Consider the following 21,119-nt stretch of genomic DNA (forward strand, 5'->3'; position numbering starts at 1 on the left):
CTTCCGTTTTCGGTTGGTCCGCCCCGGGATCACCGGAACGGTACCGCGGTCGCGCAGGGACGCGCGGAGCCTGTCGGCGTCATAGCCCTTGTCCGCGATCAGGTAACGAGTTTTCGGCATCCTGGACAGCAGAAGATCCGCTCCTGTCATGTCGGACGCGTTTCCAGGCGTGAGCACGAGCGTATGAGGTCGTCCAAGAGTATCCGTCAGGAGGTGGACTTTGGTTGTCTGCCCGCCGCGCGATTTGCCGATCGCCTGAGATTTCGCCCCCCTTTTCCCCCATGTGCTGACCGATGGGCTTTCACATAGGTGGAGTCGATCGCCATTGACTTCGTCACGGCTCCGGATGCTGCCAAAGCCTCCACCAGACCCGTCCAGAAACGACGCCCGGACCACCGGTGGAAGCGGTTGTAGATGGTTGTCGACGGCCCGTATTCCGCAGGACAGTCACACCATCGGCACCCAGTCCGTAGCACGTGGATGATCCCCGAAATCACCCGTCGGTCATCCACACGCCGGGCACCCGGCTGGTTCTTGGGCAGGGGCGGCTCAAACTGCGCACTATTCGTCCGATAACCAGAAAAGCTGAGAGTTCTTCGTGGTTACAGACCACTGGAATCACATGATGATCTCATCATCAAGAGGTTGGGGTTTGACCCTAGGCCTGCCCCACACCGAACGTCTGCTACTCATAAGCAAACATCTGCTGGAGCAGCTCCGCGACCTCGCGGCAACGTGGCTCCGGCAGGCGTCCGAGCTGCTTTGCAAGGCGCGCCTTGTCCACCGTCCGTATCTGGTCGAGCACGACCTGTCCCTTCTTCCGTTGGAAGGTAACATCGACGCGGGTCGGGTAGTCACGTCGCACGGAGGTCATCGGCGCGATGATGACCGTGCGGATGTGGCGGTTCATCTCGTCCGGTGAAATGACCAGGCACGGCCGGGTCTTTTGGATCTCCGAGCCAATCGTCGGGTCGAGGTTCACCAGATACACATCATAGCGTCGGACATCGGCTACCACTCCCATTCCTCCTCGTCCCAGTCATGCGCCATCGTGTCGGGGACAAGCGGCAGGTCGTCCTTGGCTGCGGCCATCTTCGCGAACGCGCCGTCCCAGCCATCGCGTGTGCCTCGCGCCGGCGCCAGCACGATGACGCCATGCTCAACGCGCATCTCGATCTCGTCGCCGAAGCCGCATTCCTTGATGACCGAGCTGGGAATCCGCACGCCCTTGGAATTGCCAATCGGGATCAGGTTCACTTTCATCGCCAAATCCTCCTATGTAATTACAACGTAATTACTTCAGAAGATACTGTCAATGGGTCGCCCGGTCCGGCGACGACAGGGGCGGCGCGTCACCAGTCCGGAACGGGAGGGCGTTTCGGCGATCGTGCCAGCCAATGGTCAAGCCGATGCGCTTCCCCACCGGCCGTGATCACGGTGGCGAGGCAGCGCCGGTCATCCCCACTGGCTCCGCGTTACCGCTCCGTTGCGTCATAGAGGCCGGGAACGGTTTGGTCGCCCTGAGCGTCGAGCGCCCGAACGGCGAGATCAAACGCCGTACCGCGGTCGTCGGTATCTTTCCGGGCGAAGCCGCCATCACAAGGCTCATCGGCGCCATTCTCCTGGAGCAGGATGATGAATGGGCCGCCCAGGGGCCATCTTCAGGAGCCCCCTCACCCCCCCAACCCCAACTCCCCCGGCACCCTTTCATTCCCCGCCAGCTCCCCCGCCAGCATCCGCCCGGTGGTCGGGCCCAGGGTGAAGCCCTGGTGGCCGTGGCCGAAATTCAGCCACAGCCCCTTGTGGCGGGGGGCCCGGCCCACGATCGGCAGCATGCCGGGCAGGCAGGGGCGGTTGCCGAACCAGGCGTCGGTTTCGACCGGGGTGCCCAGGTCGAACAACTCGCCGGCAGCCATGCGGGCGCGGTCGATCTGGTGGCGGGGGGCGCCGGCGGTCAGGTCGGTGAGTTCCGCGCCGGTCAGCACCCGCAGCCCCTTGCGCATCGGTGCCACCACGATGCCGCGATCGGCGTCGATCAGCGGCAGGTCGGGGCCGCGGCCGCCGGTGAAATGCTGGTGATAGCCGCGCTTGAAGAACATCGGGATGCGATAGCCCAGCGGCCGGAGCAGGTCAGCGCTCCACGGCCCCAGCGCCACCACCACATGTTCGGCCTCGATCGGTCCGTCGGGGCCGTCGATCCGCCAGCCGCCGGCGGTCTGGCGGAGCGTGGTGGCATCGGCCGTGACCGTGGTGCCGCCGCGCGCGCTGAACAGCCGGGCATAGGCGGCGGTCAGGGCGCCCGGATCGGCGCAGCTCCAGGCATCCGTCCAGTGCACCGCCCCGGCAAGCCCGATGCGGAGCGTGGGCTCGGCCTGCGCGAGGTCCTGGCCGGTTTCGATCCGCGCCGCCACGCCGAACTCCCGCCGCAGCCTTTCGGCCTCGTGCACCGCCTGATCGAAGCTTCGGGGCCTGCGATAGACGTCGCGGAACCCGTCGCGGCGGATCAGATCCCCGGCGCCGGCCGCCTCGATCAGCGGCGCGTGATCCTCTCCGGCCTGGCGGATCATCGCGCTGTAGACCGCGGCGATGCGGCGATGGCTGGCGGGGGCGGAGGCGAGGAAATAGCGCAGCACCGGCCCCGCCCAGCGATGCAGCGACCCCGCCCGCCAGCGGACCTTGTCGTTGAAGCCCAGCGCCGCCGACAGGATCTCGCCCGCCTGGCGGGGGAAGGGATAGGGCTCCACCGCCTCCATCTGAATGATGCCGGCATTGCCGTAGCTGGTTTCCTCCCCCGCCGGACGACGGTCGGCCAGCGTCACCGCCACGCCCAGCCGCTGGAGTGCCAGGGCCGTGCCGACGCCGACCATGCCGGCGCCCAGAACGATGCAATCCTTCATAAAAATCAGATCCCCGATGACAGAAGACAATGAGAGGAAAGGTTATGCGCCCGTCTGAAGGTTATGCACCCGGCCGGAGGGGCGCAATCTCGCGGCAGGCGGCGAAGTCCCAGCCGCGGCCGGGGGCGGCGTCGATCAGCGCATGGGTATAGGCATGGCGCGGCGCCACCAGCACCCGGCCGGCGGGGCCCTGTTCCACCACCCGGCCCTGCTGCATGACGATCACCTCGTCGCAGATCTGGGCCGCCACCCGCAGGTCATGGGTGATGAACAGGATGGCGATGCCCAGCTCGTCCTGCAGCCGTTCCAGCAGTTTCAGCACCTGATCCTGCACCGAGACGTCGAGCGCGGAGACGGCCTCGTCGGCCACGATCACCTCGGGCTCCATGGCGACCGCGCGGGCGATGGCGATGCGCTGGCGCTGCCCGCCCGAGAACTGATGGGGATAGCGGTCCAGGGCATCGGCGGTCAACCCCACGGTTTCCAGCAGGTCACGGGCGCGGGTCAGCGCCTGATCGCGTGTCCGGCCGAAATTCATCGGCCCCTCGATCAGGCTGTCGGCGATCCGCCGCCTGGGGTTGAGCGAGCGATACGGGTCCTGAAACACGATCTGGATCTTCGCGCGGTGCCGGCGCATGGCCCCGGGTTTCAGATGGGTGATGTCGGTGCCGGCGAGGGTGACCCGCCCCTGGCCCGGATCGATCAGCCGCATCACGCAACGCGCCACCGTCGACTTGCCGGAGCCGCTTTCCCCCACGATGCCGATGGTCCGGCCGGGCTTAAGGGCGAAGCTCACATCCTCGGCCGCCCGCTTGGCCAGGGTCGGTTTCAGGAAGCCGCCGCTCCGATAGGTCTTGCCCAGGCCCGCCACGTCCAGCACCGGCGGGCGGGTTTGCGGATCCCGGGCCGGGCGCGGCCGCAGGCTCGGCACCGCCGCCAGCAGGGCGCGGGTGTAGTCGTGTTCGGGGGCGCGGAACAACCGTTCGGCAGGGGCGGTCTCGACCAGCCGGCCCTGGCGCATCACATGCACCGTGTCGGCGATTTCCGACACCACCCCCATATCATGGGTGATGAACAGCACCGCCGTGCCGTGCACCCGCTGCATCTCGGCGATCAGCGACAGGATCTGCTTCTGGGTGGTGACATCCAGCGCCGTGGTGGGCTCGTCGGCGATCAGCAGGGCCGGTTCCAGGATCAGCGCCATGGCGATCATCACCCGCTGGCGCTGGCCGCCCGACAGCTGATGCGGATAGGCCCGAAAGATCCGCGCGATATCAGGCAGATGCACCTGTTCCATGGCGTCCAGCACCCGGGCGCGCCGCTCGGCTCCCTTTAGTCTGGCATGGGTGTCCAGCACCTCGGCGATCTGGTCGCCGACCCGCATCACCGGGTTGAGCGCGGTCATCGGCTCCTGAAAGATCATCGCCATCCGGTCGCCGCGCAGGTTTCGCAGCTGGCGGGGCGTGCGGCTCAGAAGATCCGTGCCCTCAAGCGTGATCCCGCCGGACCGCAGCTTCAGCACGCCGGGCGGCAGCAGCCCCATGATCGCGAGCGAGGTCAAGGACTTGCCCGACCCGCTCTCGCCCACCAGGCAGGCGGTTTCGCCCTGTCTGATCTTCAGGCTGACGTCGTCGAGCACCGGCCGGGGGCCGGCGGCGGTCTCAAGATCGATGCACAGCCGGTCGATGGCGAGCACGTCTTCGGCCGTCTCGAAACCGGTGGTCTTGAACCTGGTCGTCATCGGCTCAGCCCTCCCGCCGGCGCATGCGCGGGTCCAGCATGTCGCGCGCCGCATCACCCAGAATGTTGATCGCCAGCACACACAAGGACAGCAGCAGCCCCGGCCAGAAGATCAGCGACGGTTTCAGCAGGAAATAGCTGCGCCCCTCGGCCATGATATTGCCCCAGCTGGGCGTTTCGGTGCCGATGCCGAGCCCCAGGAAGGACAGGATCGATTCGATCAGGATCGCCGAGGCGCAGATATAGGTGCCCTGCACGATCAGCGGTGCCAGCGTGTTCGGCATCAGATGCCGCCACAGGATCACCGGCATGCGGGTGCCCAGCGTCATCGCCGCCTCGACATAAGGCTCCTCGCGCGCCGACAGCACCACCGAGCGCACCAGCCGCACCACCCGCGGGATTTCCGAGAAGGTGATCGCCAGGATCACCGACAGAATGCTGGCGCCGTGGATCGCGACCAGCGCCACCGCCAGCAGCACCGGCGGGATCGCCATGAAGGCATCCATCACCCGCATGATCACCGCATCGGCGGTGCGGAAGAAACCGGCGACCAGCCCGATGACCAGGCCGGCCATGATGCTGACCGCCGCGGTGCCGATGCCGATCAGCAGCGACACCCGCCCGCCATGAAGCACGCGCGACAGAAGATCGCGGCCGAGCGCATCGGTGCCGAGCGGGAAGTCGCCCCCCGGCGGTTTCAGCCGGTTCAGCGGCGACAGCGCCAGCGGATCATGCGGCGCCAGCAGCGGCGCGAACAGGGTGGCGAGCAGGATGACCGCCAGCACCAGCACGGCCAGGCCGGGGACGATCAGCGCCGGCATCTGACGGATCGAACGGAACATCTCTGCCATCAATAGCGGATCCGCGGGTCGAAGAGGGTATAGGCAAGGTCGATCAGCAGGTTGACCAGCACGTACAACCCGCTGGTCAGCAGGATCATGCCCTGGATGACCGGGTAGTCGCGGGCCATCACCGCATCGATGGTCAGCCGGCCGATGCCCGGGATGTTGAACACGCTTTCCACCACCACCACGCCCGACAGCAGCATGGCGAAGCCGGTGCCCACCACCGTCAGCACCGGCACCGCGGCATTGCGCAGGCCGTGGCGCAGCAGCACCCGGGTCTCGCCCACGCCCTTGGCCCGGGCGGTGCGGATGAAATCTTCCCCCAGCACGTTCAGCAGGCTGGCGCGGGTCATGCGTGCGGTCAGCGCGACATAGGCGGCGGTGAGCGTCAGGGCGGGCAGGATGGCGTGACGCAGGAACTCCCCGAACCCGGCCGAGGGCGCGCGATAGCCCTGCACCGGCAGCCAGCGCAGATCGGCCGCGAAGATCTTGATCAGCACATAGCCGACCACGAAGGCCGGCACCGAGAAGCCGGCGACCGAGACGATCATCACCACCCGGTCGCCGATGCGGCCATGACGCCAGGCGGCGAAGGTGCCGAGCGGCACGGCGACCAGCACCGACAGGATGATGGTCAGCACGGCGATGTTGAGCGTCGGCCAGATCCGGTCGGCGATCAGCGCATTGACCGATGTGCCCGACAGAAGCGAGGTGCCGAGATTGCCCTGCAGCAGCTGCCCCACCCAGTGGATGAACTGCATAAGGATCGGCTCGTTCAGGCCCATGCTCTGGCGCAGCCGTTCGATCTGATCAGGGGTTGCGGCATCGCCGGCGATGATCGCGGCCGGGTCGCCGGGCGTCAGGCGCAGGATCAGGAAAACGATCAGCGCCACGATCGCCATCACCGGAACGACCGCGAGGATGCGTTTGAGGATATAGCCTGGCATGGGCTTGGGCTCCGGGCGGGCAGCTGCCCGGCCCGGCCCGCCGCAGGGCGGCAGGGCCGGGCCGGCGGATGGATCAGTCGGCGAGCTTCAGGTTCCAGAACACCGGAACCGCCGTCGGCAGCATGTCGGTCAACCGGTTGCTGCGCGCCTGCACGAAGGGATAATTGCCGAGCGGCACGAAGATCACCTGGTCCAGCACATGTTCCTGGATGCGGTGGGCCACCGCCTTCTGCGCCTCCAGCCCGTCGGCCTTGAGATAGGCGGCGCGCAGGGCTTCGAGTTCGGGATCGTTCGCCCAGCCGAACCAGCCGGTATCGCCGGTGGACGGCAGGATCGGGTTGATCAGCGGCGTGTTGGACTCGATCCCGCTGATGAAGCTGGTGAAGATGTTCCAGCCGCCCTCCGCCGGCGGCTTCTGGCTGGCGCGGCGCGAGACCAGCGTCTGCCAGTCCATGGCCTGAAGATCGACCTTGAACCCGGCCTCGCGCAGGGCAGCGGCGATCACCACCGGCGCGGTGCCGACGGTGCCCAGATCGGTCGCCTGCATGATCACCACCGGCGTGCCGTCATAGCCGGCCTCGGTCAGCATCTGCCGCGCCCGGGCCGGATCGCCGCCGGCCTTCAGGCTTTCAGACCCCGCCTCGCTGCCGAGCGGCGTCCCACAACCAAAGATCGCGCCACACAGCTTATAGTAGTCGGGGTTGCCGATCAGCGTGGCCATGACCTGTTCCTGGCCCAGCGCCGCCATCGCCGCCCGCCGCAGGCGGACATCGTTGAAGGGCGGGTGCTTGAAATTCATCCGCGCGAAGACCTGATAGCCCAGCGGATCGCGGGTCTCCACCGTCACATCGGGGCTCGATTTCAGAATGTCGAGCAGATCGATCTGGACGTTCTCGATCAGGTCGATCTCACCACCCATCAGCGCGCTGATCGCGGTCTGGCTGTCGGGCATCGTCACCCATTCGACCCGGTCGACATTGACGACCTTGGCCCCGGCGAGGCCGGAGGCCGGCTCGCTCCGCGGCTTGTAGCCGTCGAAGCGGTTGTAGACCACCTTCACCCCCGGCTGGAAATCCGCGCCCGAAAACACGAAGGGGCCGGAGCCGACATAATCGGTGATCGCCTGATCCGGCGGCGTCGCCGCCACCCGCGCCGGCATGATGAAGGCCGGCACCGAAGACGGCTTGGCCAGAACCTCCAGCAGCAGGGGGAAGGGTGTCGTCAGGGTCCAGACGACCTTGTCGTCACCCTCGGCCGCGATGCCGGCCGTGGCGGCCATCAGGAAGGCGGCGGCACCGTCGCGCGCGCCCCAGCGCTTCAGCGAGGCCACGACATCGGCGGCGGTCACCGGCGCACCGTCGTGGAAGCGCAACCCGTCGCGGAGCGTAAAGGTATAGACCAGTTTGTCATCGGAGATGGTCCAGTCCGCCATCTGCGGCCGGACCACACCCTCGCCATCACCCGCGACCAGCACGTCATAGACCATATAGCCGTGATCGCGGGTGATATGTGCGGTGCTGACGATGGGGTCGAGCATGCGCAGCCCCGAATGCATCACCGCCGTCAGGGTTTCGGCCTGCACCGGCCCCGCCATGGCCGCCAGCACGACGGCGGCGGCGGCAAGGCGGCACCCTGCCCCCTTCCCGGTCGTCCCTCTGTCGACCCTGCGGAAACGCCTGTTGAACCGCATGTCCAATGCCTCCTCTGTGCACCGCCGCATCGGGCGGCCATGCAGCACCCACGACCGGACCGCCGACGAGCCTGCTCCCCAGCCTCGTCCTTGCGGCCCGCTCGGCCCGCATGTCTTTTATAATGGACTTATGTTCCCCGTAATGATCAGCTTATTTTATTGAGGACTGATGTCAACGCCAATTCGGCACGCGCGCCGATGCGGCGCGCGTGGTGGGCAGGCGCTGTACGGGAAGAGGTGTCGGCGCGGCCGGCTATGCCGGGCAGAGATGAAGGGCGATCTCCGCCCCGCCGCCCGGCCGGTTGCGAAGCACCAGATCTCCGCCATGGGCAACCGCGATGGCCTGGACGACCGAAAGCCCCAGCCCCGTGCCGCCCGTGGCCCGCGACCGCGAGGAGTCGCCCCGCCAGAACGGGTTGATCGCGACCGCATCCATGTCCTCGGGGAAACCGGGGCCGCGGTCGAGCAGGCGGATGACCACGCCGCCATCGGGCAGCGGCGCGGTTTCGACGCGCAGCCAGCCGCCGCCGGCTGCATAGCGGCGGGCATTGTCGACCAGCGCCAGCACGGCCTGGCGAAGCCTCGACGGATCGGCGGAGACGGGGGCCGGCTGAAGATCGGTTTCGACCGTCAGGCCCTCCGCCTCCAGCATCGGCTGCGCGGCCGACAGAACCGCCGCCACCACCCCGGCCGCATCCAGCCTCTGGCGCTGCATCACCAGCTGCTGGCCGATCGCCAGCGACAGGGTGCGCAGATCCTCGACGATCCGGCCCAGACCTTCGACCTGAAGCAGAAGATCCGCCACGGTCCTGCGGTCCATCGGGAAAACGCCGTCGAGTATGCCCTGCAACCCGCCCTGCAGAACCGTCAGCGGCGTGCGCAGTTCATGGGCGACCGCCATGTTGTTGAAGCGCAGCCGCGTCTCCATCCGCTCAAGGTTCGCAGCCAGCGTGTTGAAGGTGCGGACCAGGCTTTCCACCTCGCGCGTGCTGCCGGCCGAGGCGGCGACGCGGGCGGAAAAATCACCCGATCCCAGAACATCGGCCGCCGCGGTCAGGTCTTCCAGCGGCCGGGCGATCCGCCGCGCCAGATAAACCCCGATGATGGCCGAGACCACTGCCGACAGCAGGCCGTAGGCCAGGGTGGCGATCTGCACCTTCAGATCCGCCTCGGCCGATGCCGTCTCCAGATGATCGATGAGCGTCTTAAGCCCGGCCTCGTCGGGCAGCAGCCCCTCGTAGACGCGCGTATAGGCAAGCGCCGCCTCGGGCGGCAGGCTGCGATTGATGCTCTCTTCCAGATAGGCCGAATACCAGGTGACGCCGATATAGGCGAGCCCCACGCTCAGCATCAGCATGGTCGCGATGGCGATCGCGGTCAGGGTGGCGAGCGGCAGGGCGCGGGCTCTGCGCCAGCGCGTCGGCCGGCTCATTGCGGGTCAGCCAGACGATAGCCGACGCCGCGCACGGCGGGAAAGAAGCCGGTCTCCCCCATGTCTTCCAGCTTGCGGCGCAGATTGGAGACATGGGTGTCGACGGTGCGGACCAGCGCATCGCTTTCGGGCAGGCAGGCATCCAGAATGTCGGCGCGCGCAAAGACCTGGGTCGGGTGGCGGATCATATGCGCCAGGATCCGGAATTCGCTCAGCGTCAGCGACAGCAGCCGGCGCTCGCCGTCGCGGTTCACGAAGGCCGCATGGCTGCCGAAATCCACCTCGATCGCCCCGAAGCGGCGCAGCACGGTATCGGGCCGCTCCAGGGTCCGGCGCAGCACGGCCTTGACCCGCGCCACCACTTCCTGCGGGTTGAACGGCTTCACGACATAGTCGTCGGCCCCCAGATGCAGGCCGCTCAACCGGTCGATATCGTCGGCAAGTGCCGTCACCATGATCACCGGGGTCGCGCTGGTCTGCCGCATCCGGGCCAGCACGGCGAAGCCGTCGATCTTCGGGATCCGCACATCCAGCAGCACGATGTCGGGCTTCAGAAGCGCGTGATGCTGAAGGGCGGTTTCGCCATCGGCGGCCTGAACGGTGCGGAAGCCCTCGCGCAGCAGATAGCCGTCCAGAATTCGCGCAATCGCCGGCTCGTCCTCGACCAGAAGGACAAGATTATTGTTCATATTGAATGCCTTGCCGCCGTTGACCGGGTCGTCGTCGCCAGCGGCGACGCCGGACCATACGGCTTTCCCCCAGGCCGGACAATCCCGGGGCGCGGCGCCTTGGCCGGATCCCGACAGGATCTTGATCCGGTCTTCGCCGTTTCTTGACAATCGCGTTCCAGCCTGCGGCCGTTCCACCCCAAGGAGAGGCCGGCATGCGACGCGCCGTACCGGGCTATGCGCCCCCGATTTCCACCCCCCTGCCGGTGCCCACCACGCCGACGGTACCCGGCCGCCGGACCGGCATCGACCGGGCGCCGGCGGTGATCGCCAGATCGATCATCGTCGTCAGCTTCGCCTTCATGATCTTTCCCGCGATCGATCTTGCGGTCGCCCGCGGGGTCGCCGACGGATCGGTCTTCGTTCTGGCGCAGGATCCGTTTCTGAAAGGGCTGCGCGCCTTCGGCCTGGGCAGCCCGGCCTGGATTCTGGGGCTGATGCTGCTGCTGATCCTGGTCCACCGGTTTCTGCCCCGGCGCCATGCGATCTGCCGGCCGCACAAGCCGCTCTTCGTGCTGATGAGCTTTGCGGCCGGCCCGCTGCTGATCGTGGAGACCCTGAAACCCCTGATCGGCCGCGCCCGGCCGCGCCAGCTGCTCGATTTCGGCGGGGCGGCGGATTTCACCCCGGTCTGGCAGTTCTCCGATGCCTGCGCGCGCAACTGCGCCTTCCCCTCGGGAGAGGCCGCCGGGGCGGCGGCGGCGCTGTCGCTTCTGGTCTTCGTGCCCGCGCGGCTGCGATGGGTCGCGGCCCTGATCCTCGCCCCGGTGCTGATGATGATTGCGGGCAACCGCGTGCTGTTCGGCGCCCATTTCCTGTCGGATGTGGTGCTGGCCTGGCTGTTTACCATGCTGGCCATGGCCTGGATCTGGCGATGGATGCAGCCGCGCGCGGCGCGCATCGACCGCGCCCTCTCAAGTGGCCGGCCATAGGCTGCACCTCCGTCAATCCGCTGGACGGCCGGCACGGCCGGTGTGACCATCTTCGTCACGCGCCCAGCCAGAGATCCCGCCCATGCCCGATCCCCAGCCAGACCCGCTCACCCCCGTTCTCGACGACATCGCCGATCTGGGGGCGCTGACCCGCAGTCTGTCGGGGCGGTACGAGGCGATCTTCCGGGGCTTCCGCGCGGCACTCGCCCGGCGGCTCGATCAGGCGGAAACGATGGCCGACGCGGCGCTTCAGGCGATGGCCATGGCAGAGGCGACCGTGGCCGCCTTCCGGGCCGCCTTTCCCAACCAGCCGGCGCTCGCCTGCACGGGGGGCTGTGCCGCCTGCTGTCATCTGTTCGTGGCGGTGCCGCCGGGGGTGGCCGAGGCGATGGCCGCCCATATCGCCGCCACCCATCCGCCCGCGGCGCGCGACCGGCTGATCGCCGATCTGCGCGCCGCCGCCGCCGCCGCGGCCTCCATGGCCGATCCGGCGCGACTCAGGCGGCGCTGCCCGCTTCTGGGCGCGGATGATCGCTGCACCGTCTATGACGTGCGGCCGCCGGCCTGCCGGGCCTTCACCTCGACATCGGCGGCGCGCTGCCGCCAGCTGCTCGATGATCCCTCGCGCGACGTGCCCCAGAATGCCGGGCAGTATCGCCTGTTCATCGAGGCGACGGCAGCACTCCAGGAAACCGCCCGCCGGCGCGGCCTGGCGGACGGGCAGCGGGGGCTTGCCGCCGCCCTGCTCGATGCCCTGGGCGACTAGCGTCTCAGGGCAGCCAGATTATTGTCAGGCCGCCGGCTGGGGCGGGGCTTCGGCGCGGCTGCGACGACCGGCCAGGACCTCGTCGAAGGCATCGGCGATGCGCGCCACCGCGGTCAGCAGCGGCACATCCCGCAGATCATGGCCTTCGGCCAGGGCGGCGGCGTTCAGCCCCGATCTGCGGGCGCGGGCGACCAGCCGTTCGGCCAGGGCGTAATCGGCGGCGATCCTGCGGGCCAGCGCTTCCAGAACCGGGAAGGCGGTTTCAGACTGTGCGACGTTCGACATGACGACGATCCTTGGAACGGCACGTCCGGGACATCTGATGGGGGGAGACGACGGGCGTGCCAGGGCGTTATCATAGCCCGGGCGCCGCCGGCAAACCCGGCCCGGCGTCTCAGATACCCGGCCCCGCGTCTCGATCCGCGGCGGCCGTTATGAAAGACCACCGACCGTGTCCAACCCTTCCGTTCCCCGCCCGGACCAGCCCGCATCCCCCCCCGCGCCGGCGGCCGGCGTGGTCCGGCTGTTCGATGCCGATGCCGGGGCCCATGACGCGGCCTTCGAAGGCTGGCGCCTGGCGCTGGACGGCCTGTTCGACGTCTCGCGCCCGCGCGATGGCGCCGAGCCGTTTCGGGGCGGCATCGTCGCGCATGATTTCGGCCAGGCGGTCGTCACCGACACCCATGCCGGCGGCCAGCGCTTCCGGCGTGACGGCCGCACCATCGCCCGCGGCGGCCTGGATCATTTCCTGGTGCAGCTCTACCGCCAGGGCGGCTTCGACGGAGAGGCCGAGGGCCGCGACATGGCGGTCCGCCCGGGCGATGTCTGCCTGTTCGACCTGTCGCGGACCATGCAGACCGATGCCGGGCGGTTCCGGAACGTCACCCTGCTGCTGCCCCGCACCCTGCTGGCGCCGCTGGTCGACACGCCCGACGATCTGCACGGGCTGGTGCTGGACGGCAGTTCAGGCCCCGGCCGCATTCTGGCCGCCCATCTGCAAAGCCTGGTGGCCCAGGGCGCGTTGATCGATCCGGCCGATGCCGGCCCGGTGCTGGAAGGCACGGCCGGGCTGATCGCCGGCTGTTTCCGCCGCGCGATGGCGCTGGCCGGCCCCACGGATGGCGAGGCCGCCCAGGTGGTGCGCCACGGGGTGCGCGATGCCGTGCTGGGGGCCATGCACCGTTTCATCGATGCCAACCTGACCTCGCCGGAGCTGACGCCCGAGGCGCTGATGCAGCGTTTCCACATCTCGCGCCCCACCCTCTACCGGCTGTTCGAAAGCTCGGGCGGGGTGGTCGCCCATATCCGCGCCCGGCGGCTCCGGCGCTGTTTCACGGCGATCACCGATCCGGCCCAGGCCCATCGGCGGCTGTCGGACATCGCCTATGACTGGGGCTTCACCGACGACACCGCCTTCGCCCGCGCCTTCCGCCGCAGTTTCGGCCTGTCGCCGCGCGATGCCCGCCGCTCGGCGCTGGAAGCCCGCGCCGCCGGCCACCACGACGGCACCACCCGGGCGCTCCCCGGCGGCGACCCCGGCCTGCAACGGCTGATCCGGCAGCTGCGAACCGCCTGAGGCCCCCTGCCTTCTCCTCCCCCTGCCACCCGTGCAGCCCGGCCCTGCACATTCCGCCATCTGCAATCGCTCGCCTGATGACGCAGGATAGGGCACACTCTCTGCCTTGAGAGGATGCCGGTTCGGGAGGACCGGCCGCGACGCGCGGCCAACGCGCGCGCAGACACGGCAGAACCTGGGCAGTCGCGAGGCGGGGTCGAATGACGAGATTTAAGAGCGGCGGCGCTGCCGATGCAGCGCTGATGGGATCGCTGGTGCGCCTGTGGCTGGAAGCGGGCACGGTGATGATGATGCGCACCGGCATGAGCCTGTTTCAGACCGCCCCGGCGGGCGAGGAAGTCCGCATGGTGACCGAAAAGCCGGCCGCGTTCATCCAGGCTCAGTTTGCCGCCACCGCCGCCGCCGGCGCCGCCATCACCCGCGACCCGATGGACCCGATGGGCGCCATGGTCGCCGCCGGCCGCGCCTGGACCGGCGTGATCTCCCGCAAGACCAGCGCAAATCGTCGGCGGCTGAACCGGCATATTTCGGCGAAGTGAGGGGGGCGGGGCGTCCCGACGACCCCACGCCCGCCGCACCGCACATGTCAGGGGCTGCATTCCCGGGTTCGCTTCCCTCACCACCGTTATCCGCCCATGTCAGGCGCTGCTCCCGCGGGGATGACGGGATAATGTGGGACCAAGGCTTGCCGGCGGAGAACATGACATGAGCGTCGCTCTCCCGATCTGAACACTGTCGGTGTCATGCACGGCCGCCGATGTTCCTCGCACAACACACACCACCGTCATCCCCGCGAAGGCGGGGATCCAGGTTCCTCTCCACACGAAGAACGCCGAACAACCTGAACCCCGGCCCTGACCGAGGATTCCCCCTGGTGGCTGACGGCACGGTTCCCGCCAGGTGTTCACCCTCCAATCCTGTGGAGGCCTACCTGGATCCCGGCCTTTCGCCGGGATGACGGTATAAATTTCTGACCAATATTGGCGGCGGACAGCCTGACATGAGCGCCAGCCCGCCCGACATGAATACTGTTGATGTCATGAACAGATGCCGACGTTCCGTACACAACACTCTCTACCGTCATCCCCGCGAAGGCGGGGATCCAGGTTGGCTTCCACGGGAATGGACAGGCGACCGGACGTGCGGACTCGCCATGTCGGCCATCACCGCCGGACCAGGGCGTTCAGCGTTCTTTGTGGGACGACGAACCTGGATCCCCGCCTCCGCGGGGATGACGGCATTTTCTTTCAGAGACAATGGGTTGGGCCTGATTGTGTATCAGACGACGGGGCGAGATATGCGGAGGCCTCCCTTGCCGGGGATGCGACTAGATTCCCATTAGGTGAAAAAGCTATCGCTACGTTTCAATCCACGCACCCGCAAGGGTGCGACGCACCGCAATGCGGGCTATTGGACCGAGACCCTGTTTCAATCCACGCACCCGCAAGGGTGCGACACGGCCCTGCTCGACAAGGCCTATGGCATGGCGGTTTCAATCCACGCACCCGCAAGGGTGCGACTCATCCCGTCCGCCGTCACCCCCGCCGCCTGCTGTTTCAATCCACGCACCCGCAAGGGTGCGACCCACCCCCTCTTAATAGCCTGAATCGGATGCCGGAAAAAGGCGATCCGCGCGAATCCCCGTTGGAGGCCATGCATTGGTATGAACATGCATAAAGTGTATAATTTAACTGACTGAAAAAGCTGGAAAATTTTGTCTGCGAACCTCCCGGGATTTTTACGGGAGCTTGGGGTTCGCGGGTGAGACGGCGCAGGCCCTCAGGCGGTACGGGCGGTGGGAAGATCCTATAGAGACGCCCCGGCGTTTCCATTCGAGGTCAGGCAATCTTCACGCGGAAAGAAAGGTGGATCCCCGCCTTCGCGGGGATGACGGTATAGATGCGGGGATGACGGTATAAAGGCGGGGATGACGGTATATATATCGTACAGAAGCTTGTCAGTGCAGACCCTGACATGAGTGCCGGCCGCACGCCAGGACACGAGTATCAGACCATAACCTGACACGTTCGATGGTGTGCGCAGCCGCCAAAAGGAAAACACCGCCCCGGTCCCCCAGGGCGGCGTCTCCCATCTCATCTCGTTCCCGAATTCACCCCGTCATCCCTTCCACACCCCCCAGGCCAGCGGGATCGCCGCCGCCCAGGGCTTGTAGTCGTGCAGGGCCGGGTTCACGCCCTCGATGGTGGGGGAATAATAGAGGCCGATGATCGGCACCTCGTCCTTCATCTTCGCGTGCAGGCGGCGGAAGATGGCGGCGCGGGCGGTCTGGTCGGTCAATGTACCGCTCTCGGCCAGCAGCTTGCGGGCTTCCGGGTCGCCCCATTGCGCCCATTTTGCCGTCGCCTTGTCGGCGATCAGCGCCGCATACATCAGCCCCGGGTCGAAACGGGCGGAATAGCTGAACGACGACAGCTGAAAGCGGCCGTTGACGTAATTGTCCAGCTGGGCCGCCCAGTCCAGAACCTCCAGCTGCACGTTGAAGCCGGCGGCGGACAGCATCGCCTGGATCATCACCGCATTGTCGTACATGCCGACATAGCGCCGGTTGGTCTGCAGCCTGATCGGCTCACCCTTGTAACCCGCCTCCTTCGCCAGCGTCGCGGCGGCGGCCGGGTCGTATTTCGGCCAGTCGAGGAAATCGGCCGAAAAGGCGCGCATGCTCTCGGCCACGCCCGAGGGGTTGGGCTTGGCCAGGCCGTTGGTGCGCACCTCGGTGATCTGGGCGATGTCGATCGCCTGGGCCAGCGCGCGGCGGAGTTTGGGGTTGGAGAGCAGCGGATCCTCGGTCTGGATCAGCAGGGCCGACCAGCTGAGGCCGGGGGCCGCCAGCACCTTCATGCCCGCCGCCTTCAGCTCGTCGATCTTGATCGTGTCGAGCTGGGGGATGATGTCGATCGCGCCGGTCTTGAGGGCGGCGGCCGCCGCATCGGCATCGGGGATGATCTGATAGCGCAGCGCGTCCACATAGACCTGCCGCGCCCCGGCATAGCCGCTGCCCGGTTCGGATGACGGAACATAGCCGTCATAGCGTTCCAGCACCATCTGGTCGCCATGCTTCCAGCTGCCGAATTTGAACGGGCCGGTGCCGATCGGCGTCCAGGTCCCGTCGGCCCCGACGCTCTTCGGGCTCGCCACCAGCATGCCACACTGGATATTGGCCAGCTGGGTGAGGAACAGGCCCGAGGGTTCCGCCAGACGGAAGACCACGGTCTTCGGGTCCGGGGCCTCCACCGCCTCCACCTTCAGCCCGCCGGCCTGGCCGTTGAAGAAGCGGGCGCAGAGCCAGCCGTCCTGGCCGGATTTGCGGTCCCAGTTCCATTTCACCGCCTCCGCCGTCAGCGGATCGCCATTGTGGAAGGTGACGCCGTCGCGGAGCGTGAAGGTATAGCTGCGGCCATCCCCGGACATCGTCCAGCCCTGGGCCAGCGCCGGGCCGACGGTCAGATCGGTGCGATAGCCGACCAGCCCTTCGAAGATGTTGTTCACCACCGCATCGGAATTGGAGTCGCGGTTGATGCCCGGCTCCAGGCTGCGGGCATCGGCATTCATCGACACCACCAGCGTGCCGCCGCGCTTCGGGCCGTCCGCAGCCCCCGCCGGCGCCGCGGCCAGCAGGGCGGCGAGCGCGGCCGACCCGGCGAGCGCACCGCCGCGAAGCCCCGTCAGGGCGAATGATCTCATGACCTTAGTTCCCTATCAGATCGGCTTTTTTGTCTGACGAGCATCCTGGGCCCCCGTCGAGCGGGCCTCTGCTCCCATGGCCGATGCGACTCTTTTGCCGGTCGCCTGCGGCCAGTTTCTGCTCCCGCGCCCCGTCAGGACCGGTGATCGCGCTCTCCCTGCGCGAACCGCTCCGACAGGAACCGCTTCACCACCGGCAGCAGGGGCTCCTGCCTGTGGGCGGCACCGGACACCAGGTCGTGGGTGACCGGGATGCCATGCGCCTCGAAACCCGCCTTCAGGGCCGACAGCCGCTCGATGCGGGTGGCACCGTGGCTCTCGAAGGCGGGCTGCCACCAGGGGTTGTCGCGCGTGATCGCGATCTCCCATGTGGCTGTATCTTCCGCGCCCACCACCATCTGCACGGCCACGCGGCGCATGGCCGCGAGGTCGATCGGCCTGCCGAAGACTGCGTCGATATCGCGCACCCCGGCCGGCCAGTCGGCCTGATCGTCCAGCAGGGTCACGATGCCGGGCGCGCCGATCGACACCGCCGCCAGCCGCTCGGGATGGGCATAGAGGAAGCGATGGGCGAAATGCCCGCCGCCTGAAAAGCCGAACAGGGCGAAGCGTTCGGCATCGATCCGGTAGAGCGCCTGCATCTCGCGGATCATCTGCAGCAGGATCAGGTCGTAGGCGGGGCCGGTATCTCCGGGACCGCGCAGGCGCTTATAGCTCGAAAGCTCCCGCGGGGCGGTGATGCCGGCCGGAAACAGCGGCGCCAGCACGATCAGCTGCTGCGCCTCCGCCAGATCGATGAAGGCATCGCGACAGGCGGCGTTGTCGCGCATGGTGCCGTGCACCACCACCAGCAGCCGATAGCGCCGGTCGCCCGCCTCGTCATAGCTTTCCGGCACATAGGCGCAATACGAAAACCGCGGATCGGCGGCGCAGACCTGCACGGTGGTGCGGCCGAAATCGTAATAGCTCAGGATCTCGCCATGGCCGGGGGTGCTGCGCATGGGGAACGCCTCCGTCAAAAGCCGGGCCGGGGATCCACGACCCCGAGCCGCGGCATGGCCGCCTCGACGTCACGGCCGGCCGCGAAGCACAGATCCTCGCGTTCAGGCGCCGCCACCAGCTGCACGCCGGTGGGCATGGTGACGTCATGGCCCTCGACATTGAAACCGGCAAGCCCGGTCGGCACCGACAGCCCGGGCAGGCCCAGCACCGAAATCACCATCAGCGGCCCCTGCGCCCGCATGATCCGCCGCGCCTCCTCGGGCGAGCGGATATCGGCCAGGCGGTGGAAGGCCGGCTCCAGCGACACCGGCATCACCAGCACCGGCCAGGTCTCGAAAAACCGCTGCCACAGCCGCAGCATGCCATGGCGCCGGGCGCCCGCGGCCAGCGCATCGCCCGGGGTCAGCTCCCGCGGCCAGGCCCGCTGCCAATAGTCGACCGCGACGCGGATATTCTCGTCGCCCGCCGCTGCAATTGCGGGGGCAAGCAGGGTCATGATGTCGGGAATGCAGATCTCGGCCCACATGTCGTGGATCTCGTCGAGCGCGGGCGGCACCACCTCCTCCACCGCCCAGCCGGCAGCGGCGAGGGCCGTGGCCGCCCGGTCCACCGCGTCGCGCACGGCCGGATGACAATCCGGCCAGCCCGCGGTGGAGACCACGGCCGCCCGCCGCGGCACAGCCGGATGATCCGCGACCATGAGTCTGGTGCGCGGATCATCGACATGCGGCACGGCCATCACCCGGAAGGCGGTTTCCGTGTCGCGCACCGTGCGGGCCAGCGGCCCCTGCACGGCCATCAGCTGGGCCGCGACCGAACCTCCCCCCTTGGCCGTGGCATTGAACGACGGTACCCGGCCGTAAGAGGGACGCAGGCCCACCAGCCCGTTGCACATCGCCGGAAACCGCACCGATCCGCCGATGTCGTTGCCATGGGCGATCGCCACCATCCCGGTCGCGACCGAGGCCGCCGCACCACCGGAAGAACCTCCAACCGTCAAATCACGATGCCAAGGGTTGTAGGTGGGCCCATGCAGCGTGTTGTCGGTGAACCAGCGCATCGAATAGACCGGCGCATTGGTCCGCCCCACCACGATCGCGCCGGCCCGCTTCAGGTTCGCAACCACCGGGTTGTCGGCGGGCGCAATCAGGTCGCGGTAGACCGCGGTGCCGTTATCGGTGGGGTGGCCCTGCTGGTCGATGTTGATCTTGATCGTGACCGGCACGCCGTGCAGCGGCCCCAGCGGCCGGCCCTCGGCCACCGCGCGGTCGGCCGCGGCCGCGGCCGCCAGCGCCTCGTCGTCCATCCGCCGGACGATGGCGTTGACGGCGGGGTTCACCGCATCGATCCGGGCCAGCGACGCCTCGACCAGACGGGTCGCCGTCACCCCGCCCTCGCGCACCAGCCGGGCCTGGGCCCCGGCGTCGAGCATGTGGAGCGGCGTCGAGGAGGCTTGATCCGGTGCCGATCCTTCGGCAAAGCTGGCGGCAGTCCCGTCGGACATGATGTCTCCGGCCTTCTTCGAGAGGGGTGGGGGGCGCGGTCTGCCCGGCCCCGCTTTGTGTCCCTGTTTGTATTTTGAGATGCTATGAGACAAGAAAACGGAACGCAAGAGCCAGTTGTCGATTCAGAAGGGCCAAGCCGTCTGCAACGCGATCTGCTGCCGCGGGTGCTGGATTATCTGCGCAGCAACGGCCTCGCCCCCGGCGACCGGGTGACCGAGCTTGCCCTTGCCCAGCATCTTCAGGTCTCGCGCACCCCGGTCCGGGCGGTGATGGAGGAACTGGCACGCCAGGGTGTGCTGGACCACCAGCCCCGGCGCGGCTACAGCCTGCGCGCCGTGCCCGACGCCCCGGCCATGGAGGCGCACCCGCCCGGAGAGGTCGACCAGCTCTGCATCCGCCTGGCGGGGGATCGCCAGCGCAACCGCCTGCCGGCCGAGGTGTCGGAAGCCGATCTGATGCGCCGCTACGGGGTCAGCCGGCCGCTGCTGCTCAGGGTGCTGGCCCAGCTGTCGGAAATCGGCATGGCCGAACGCAAGCCCGGCCATGGCTGGGCCTTCCTGCCGGTGCTGGACGATGCCGCCCGGCGGGAAAGCTATGAATTCCGCCTGCTGATCGAACCCGCCAGCGTGATGGCGCAGAACTTCCACCTCGATCCCGCCTGGGTGGAAGACATGCGCCGCCGCCACCAGGCCTTCATGGCGGCCCCCTGGGGCGAGACCTCGTCGATCACGCTCTTTGAAATGAACGCCGCCTTCCACGAAGGCCTGGCCATGGCCTCGGGCAACCGCTTCATCCTGAACGCGCTGCGCCAGCAGAGCCGCATCCGCCGCTTTTCCAACTACGACTGGGTCTACGGGCTGGAGCGGGTCAAGGTCTCGTGCCGCGAACATCTGGAGATCCTGGACCGCCTGGAACTGGACCAGCGCGAAATCGCCGCCGCCCTCATCCGCCGCCACCTGGAACAGGCCGCCGGCCTGACCCGGCCGACCCCGCTGGACTGACCGCACGGGTCTGACACCGTTCATCGCCGGACATGACCGGACGACGGCATAGGGCGCCCCTGTCCGGCCCCCCTCTCGGCCGACCTTTGCACACCCTCTCTACCGTCATCCCCGTCTCTACACCGTCATCCCCGCGAAGGCGGGGATCCACCTTGCTCTCCGGCCAAAGAACATCGAACGCCCAGGCACCACCGGACCCGCCCCCGACCACCGCAAAGGTGGATCCCCGCCTCCGCGGGGATGACGGTGGTAGGGGTGGAGCGAACCCGGCGAGGGTCGGCGCCTGACATGGGCGGGCGATGGTGGTGGGGGTGGAGCGACCCCGGCGAGGGTCGGCGCCCGACATGGACGGGTGA

At 68.0% G+C, this 21,119-nt stretch carries 19 protein-coding genes and 2 pseudogenes; 6 read left to right on the plus strand and 15 right to left on the minus strand.

Annotated elements, in window-relative coordinates; genetic code table 11:
• The 4 genes and pseudogenes from CMO28_RS27050 to CMO28_RS27060 form a co-directional block, all read right to left on the minus strand.
• Window positions 1-396: transposase (locus tag CMO28_RS27050; RefSeq protein ID WP_416370986.1), on the minus strand; the 396-nt coding region annotated here is incomplete at its 3' end.
• Between the two features lie 32 nt (window positions 397-428).
• Window positions 429-512 (minus strand): annotated as a pseudogene (locus CMO28_RS30000) (transposase); the annotation flags it as partial.
• Between the two features lie 173 nt (window positions 513-685).
• On the minus strand, window positions 686-1,024 hold the full coding sequence (locus CMO28_RS27055; RefSeq protein ID WP_322111420.1) for a type II toxin-antitoxin system PemK/MazF family toxin: 339 nt from the start codon (window positions 1,022-1,024) through the stop codon (window positions 686-688).
• Window positions 1,012-1,263, minus strand: coding sequence for an AbrB/MazE/SpoVT family DNA-binding domain-containing protein (locus CMO28_RS27060; RefSeq protein ID WP_296719853.1), 252 nt, complete (start codon window positions 1,261-1,263; stop codon window positions 1,012-1,014). Before CMO28_RS27060 ends, CMO28_RS27055 begins: the two co-directional genes overlap by 13 nt.
• Before the next feature lie 263 nt (window positions 1,264-1,526).
• Between CMO28_RS27060 and CMO28_RS27065 the strand changes: the two are divergent.
• Window positions 1,527-1,652, plus strand: a pseudogene (locus CMO28_RS27065) (transposase); the annotation flags it as partial.
• 21 nt (window positions 1,653-1,673) lie between these two features.
• On the opposite strand, the gene CMO28_RS27070 reads toward CMO28_RS27065, so the two are convergent.
• From CMO28_RS27070 to CMO28_RS27100, 7 genes are all read right to left on the minus strand, one after another.
• Window positions 1,674-2,897, minus strand: a complete 1,224-nt coding sequence (locus CMO28_RS27070) for an NAD(P)/FAD-dependent oxidoreductase (RefSeq protein ID WP_296719855.1) — start codon at window positions 2,895-2,897, stop codon at window positions 1,674-1,676.
• A gap of 61 nt (window positions 2,898-2,958) precedes the next feature.
• The gene (locus tag CMO28_RS27075) at window positions 2,959-4,638 is read right to left on the minus strand and encodes an ABC transporter ATP-binding protein (RefSeq protein ID WP_296719858.1); all 1,680 of its coding nucleotides are present in this window, start codon (window positions 4,636-4,638) and stop codon (window positions 2,959-2,961) included.
• 4 nt (window positions 4,639-4,642) lie between these two features.
• Window positions 4,643-5,479 (minus strand): ABC transporter permease, encoded by an 837-nt coding sequence (locus CMO28_RS27080; protein ID WP_416370987.1) that lies wholly within the window; start codon window positions 5,477-5,479, stop codon window positions 4,643-4,645.
• Between the two features lie 8 nt (window positions 5,480-5,487).
• Window positions 5,488-6,429: an ABC transporter permease gene (locus CMO28_RS27085; protein WP_296719863.1), complete on the minus strand. Its 942-nt coding sequence runs from the start codon at window positions 6,427-6,429 to the stop codon at window positions 5,488-5,490.
• Between the two features lie 73 nt (window positions 6,430-6,502).
• Window positions 6,503-8,119 carry an ABC transporter substrate-binding protein gene (locus CMO28_RS27090; RefSeq protein WP_296719866.1) on the minus strand — a complete coding sequence of 539 codons (1,617 nt, stop codon included), beginning with the start codon at window positions 8,117-8,119 and terminating at the stop codon, window positions 6,503-6,505.
• Window positions 8,120-8,372: 253 nt separating this feature from the next.
• Window positions 8,373-9,551 carry an ATP-binding protein gene (locus tag CMO28_RS27095; protein ID WP_296719868.1) on the minus strand — a complete coding sequence of 393 codons (1,179 nt, stop codon included), beginning with the start codon at window positions 9,549-9,551 and terminating at the stop codon, window positions 8,373-8,375.
• Window positions 9,548-10,240 carry a response regulator gene (locus tag CMO28_RS27100; RefSeq protein ID WP_296719876.1) on the minus strand — a complete coding sequence of 231 codons (693 nt, stop codon included), beginning with the start codon at window positions 10,238-10,240 and terminating at the stop codon, window positions 9,548-9,550. Before CMO28_RS27100 ends, CMO28_RS27095 begins: the two co-directional genes overlap by 4 nt.
• A 194-nt stretch (window positions 10,241-10,434) precedes the next feature.
• On the opposite strand from CMO28_RS27100, the gene CMO28_RS27105 reads away from it, so the two are divergent.
• A complete protein-coding gene (locus tag CMO28_RS27105) occupies window positions 10,435-11,211 on the plus strand; it encodes a phosphatase PAP2 family protein (protein WP_296719879.1) in 777 nt (258 codons plus the stop codon).
• A gap of 82 nt (window positions 11,212-11,293) precedes the next feature.
• Complete coding sequence (locus CMO28_RS27110; RefSeq protein WP_296719882.1) at window positions 11,294-11,977, plus strand: YkgJ family cysteine cluster protein; 684 nt, start codon at window positions 11,294-11,296, stop codon at window positions 11,975-11,977.
• A gap of 24 nt (window positions 11,978-12,001) precedes the next feature.
• On the opposite strand, the gene CMO28_RS27115 is transcribed toward CMO28_RS27110, so the two are convergent.
• Window positions 12,002-12,262, minus strand: coding sequence for a hypothetical protein (locus CMO28_RS27115; protein WP_062762332.1), 261 nt, complete (start codon window positions 12,260-12,262; stop codon window positions 12,002-12,004).
• A 166-nt stretch (window positions 12,263-12,428) separates the two neighbouring features.
• Here CMO28_RS27115 and CMO28_RS27120 point away from each other — a divergent pair, with 166 nt between their 5' ends.
• Both CMO28_RS27120 and CMO28_RS27125 read left to right on the plus strand, forming a co-directional pair.
• Window positions 12,429-13,553 (plus strand): helix-turn-helix domain-containing protein, encoded by a 1,125-nt coding sequence (locus CMO28_RS27120; protein WP_296719886.1) that lies wholly within the window; start codon window positions 12,429-12,431, stop codon window positions 13,551-13,553.
• A 200-nt stretch (window positions 13,554-13,753) separates the two neighbouring features.
• Entirely contained in the window at window positions 13,754-14,092 is a 339-nt protein-coding gene (locus tag CMO28_RS27125; protein WP_296719887.1) for a hypothetical protein, read from the plus strand.
• A gap of 1,579 nt (window positions 14,093-15,671) precedes the next feature.
• Here CMO28_RS27125 and CMO28_RS27130 read toward each other — a convergent pair.
• From CMO28_RS27130 to CMO28_RS27140, 3 genes are all read right to left on the minus strand, one after another.
• Entirely contained in the window at window positions 15,672-17,255 is a 1,584-nt protein-coding gene (locus CMO28_RS27130; RefSeq protein WP_296719890.1) for an ABC transporter substrate-binding protein, read from the minus strand.
• Between the two features lie 134 nt (window positions 17,256-17,389).
• Window positions 17,390-18,256, minus strand: coding sequence for an alpha/beta hydrolase (locus CMO28_RS27135; protein ID WP_296719892.1), 867 nt, complete (start codon window positions 18,254-18,256; stop codon window positions 17,390-17,392).
• 14 nt (window positions 18,257-18,270) lie between these two features.
• Window positions 18,271-19,761 (minus strand): amidase, encoded by a 1,491-nt coding sequence (locus tag CMO28_RS27140; protein WP_296719896.1) that lies wholly within the window; start codon window positions 19,759-19,761, stop codon window positions 18,271-18,273.
• Between the two features lie 165 nt (window positions 19,762-19,926).
• On the opposite strand from CMO28_RS27140, the gene CMO28_RS27145 reads away from it, so the two are divergent.
• A complete protein-coding gene (locus CMO28_RS27145; RefSeq protein WP_296719900.1) occupies window positions 19,927-20,763 on the plus strand; it encodes a GntR family transcriptional regulator in 837 nt (278 codons plus the stop codon).
• Window positions 20,764-21,119 lie beyond the last annotated feature (356 nt).

Origin of the sequence: Tistrella sp. (genome assembly GCF_002684955.1) — a bacterium.
GTDB classification, from domain to species: Bacteria; Pseudomonadota; Alphaproteobacteria; order Tistrellales; family Tistrellaceae; genus Tistrella; species Tistrella mobilis.

Excerpts from the sequence above, each read along its gene's own strand:
- CMO28_RS27130 (WP_296719890.1), bottom strand. The coding sequence starts at position 17,255 with ATGAGATCATTCGCCCTGACGGGGCTTCGCGGCGGTGCGCTCGCCGGG.
- CMO28_RS27100 (WP_296719876.1), bottom strand. The coding sequence starts at position 10,240 with ATGAACAATAATCTTGTCCTTCTGGTCGAGGACGAGCCGGCGATTGCG.
- CMO28_RS27125 (WP_296719887.1), top strand. The coding sequence starts at position 13,754 with ATGACGAGATTTAAGAGCGGCGGCGCTGCCGATGCAGCGCTGATGGGA.
- CMO28_RS27070 (WP_296719855.1), bottom strand. The coding sequence starts at position 2,897 with ATGAAGGATTGCATCGTTCTGGGCGCCGGCATGGTCGGCGTCGGCACG.
- CMO28_RS27075 (WP_296719858.1), bottom strand. The coding sequence starts at position 4,638 with ATGACGACCAGGTTCAAGACCACCGGTTTCGAGACGGCCGAAGACGTG.
- CMO28_RS27115 (WP_062762332.1), bottom strand. The coding sequence starts at position 12,262 with ATGTCGAACGTCGCACAGTCTGAAACCGCCTTCCCGGTTCTGGAAGCG.
- CMO28_RS27080 (WP_416370987.1), bottom strand. The coding sequence starts at position 5,479 with ATGTTCCGTTCGATCCGTCAGATGCCGGCGCTGATCGTCCCCGGCCTG.
- CMO28_RS27085 (WP_296719863.1), bottom strand. The coding sequence starts at position 6,429 with ATGCCAGGCTATATCCTCAAACGCATCCTCGCGGTCGTTCCGGTGATG.
- CMO28_RS27090 (WP_296719866.1), bottom strand. The coding sequence starts at position 8,119 with ATGCGGTTCAACAGGCGTTTCCGCAGGGTCGACAGAGGGACGACCGGG.
- CMO28_RS27105 (WP_296719879.1), top strand. The coding sequence starts at position 10,435 with ATGCGACGCGCCGTACCGGGCTATGCGCCCCCGATTTCCACCCCCCTG.
- CMO28_RS27110 (WP_296719882.1), top strand. The coding sequence starts at position 11,294 with ATGCCCGATCCCCAGCCAGACCCGCTCACCCCCGTTCTCGACGACATC.
- CMO28_RS27060 (WP_296719853.1), bottom strand. The coding sequence starts at position 1,263 with ATGAAAGTGAACCTGATCCCGATTGGCAATTCCAAGGGCGTGCGGATT.
- CMO28_RS27135 (WP_296719892.1), bottom strand. The coding sequence starts at position 18,256 with ATGCGCAGCACCCCCGGCCATGGCGAGATCCTGAGCTATTACGATTTC.
- CMO28_RS27055 (WP_322111420.1), bottom strand. The coding sequence starts at position 1,024 with ATGGGAGTGGTAGCCGATGTCCGACGCTATGATGTGTATCTGGTGAAC.
- CMO28_RS27095 (WP_296719868.1), bottom strand. The coding sequence starts at position 9,551 with ATGAGCCGGCCGACGCGCTGGCGCAGAGCCCGCGCCCTGCCGCTCGCC.
- CMO28_RS27140 (WP_296719896.1), bottom strand. The coding sequence starts at position 19,761 with ATGTCCGACGGGACTGCCGCCAGCTTTGCCGAAGGATCGGCACCGGAT.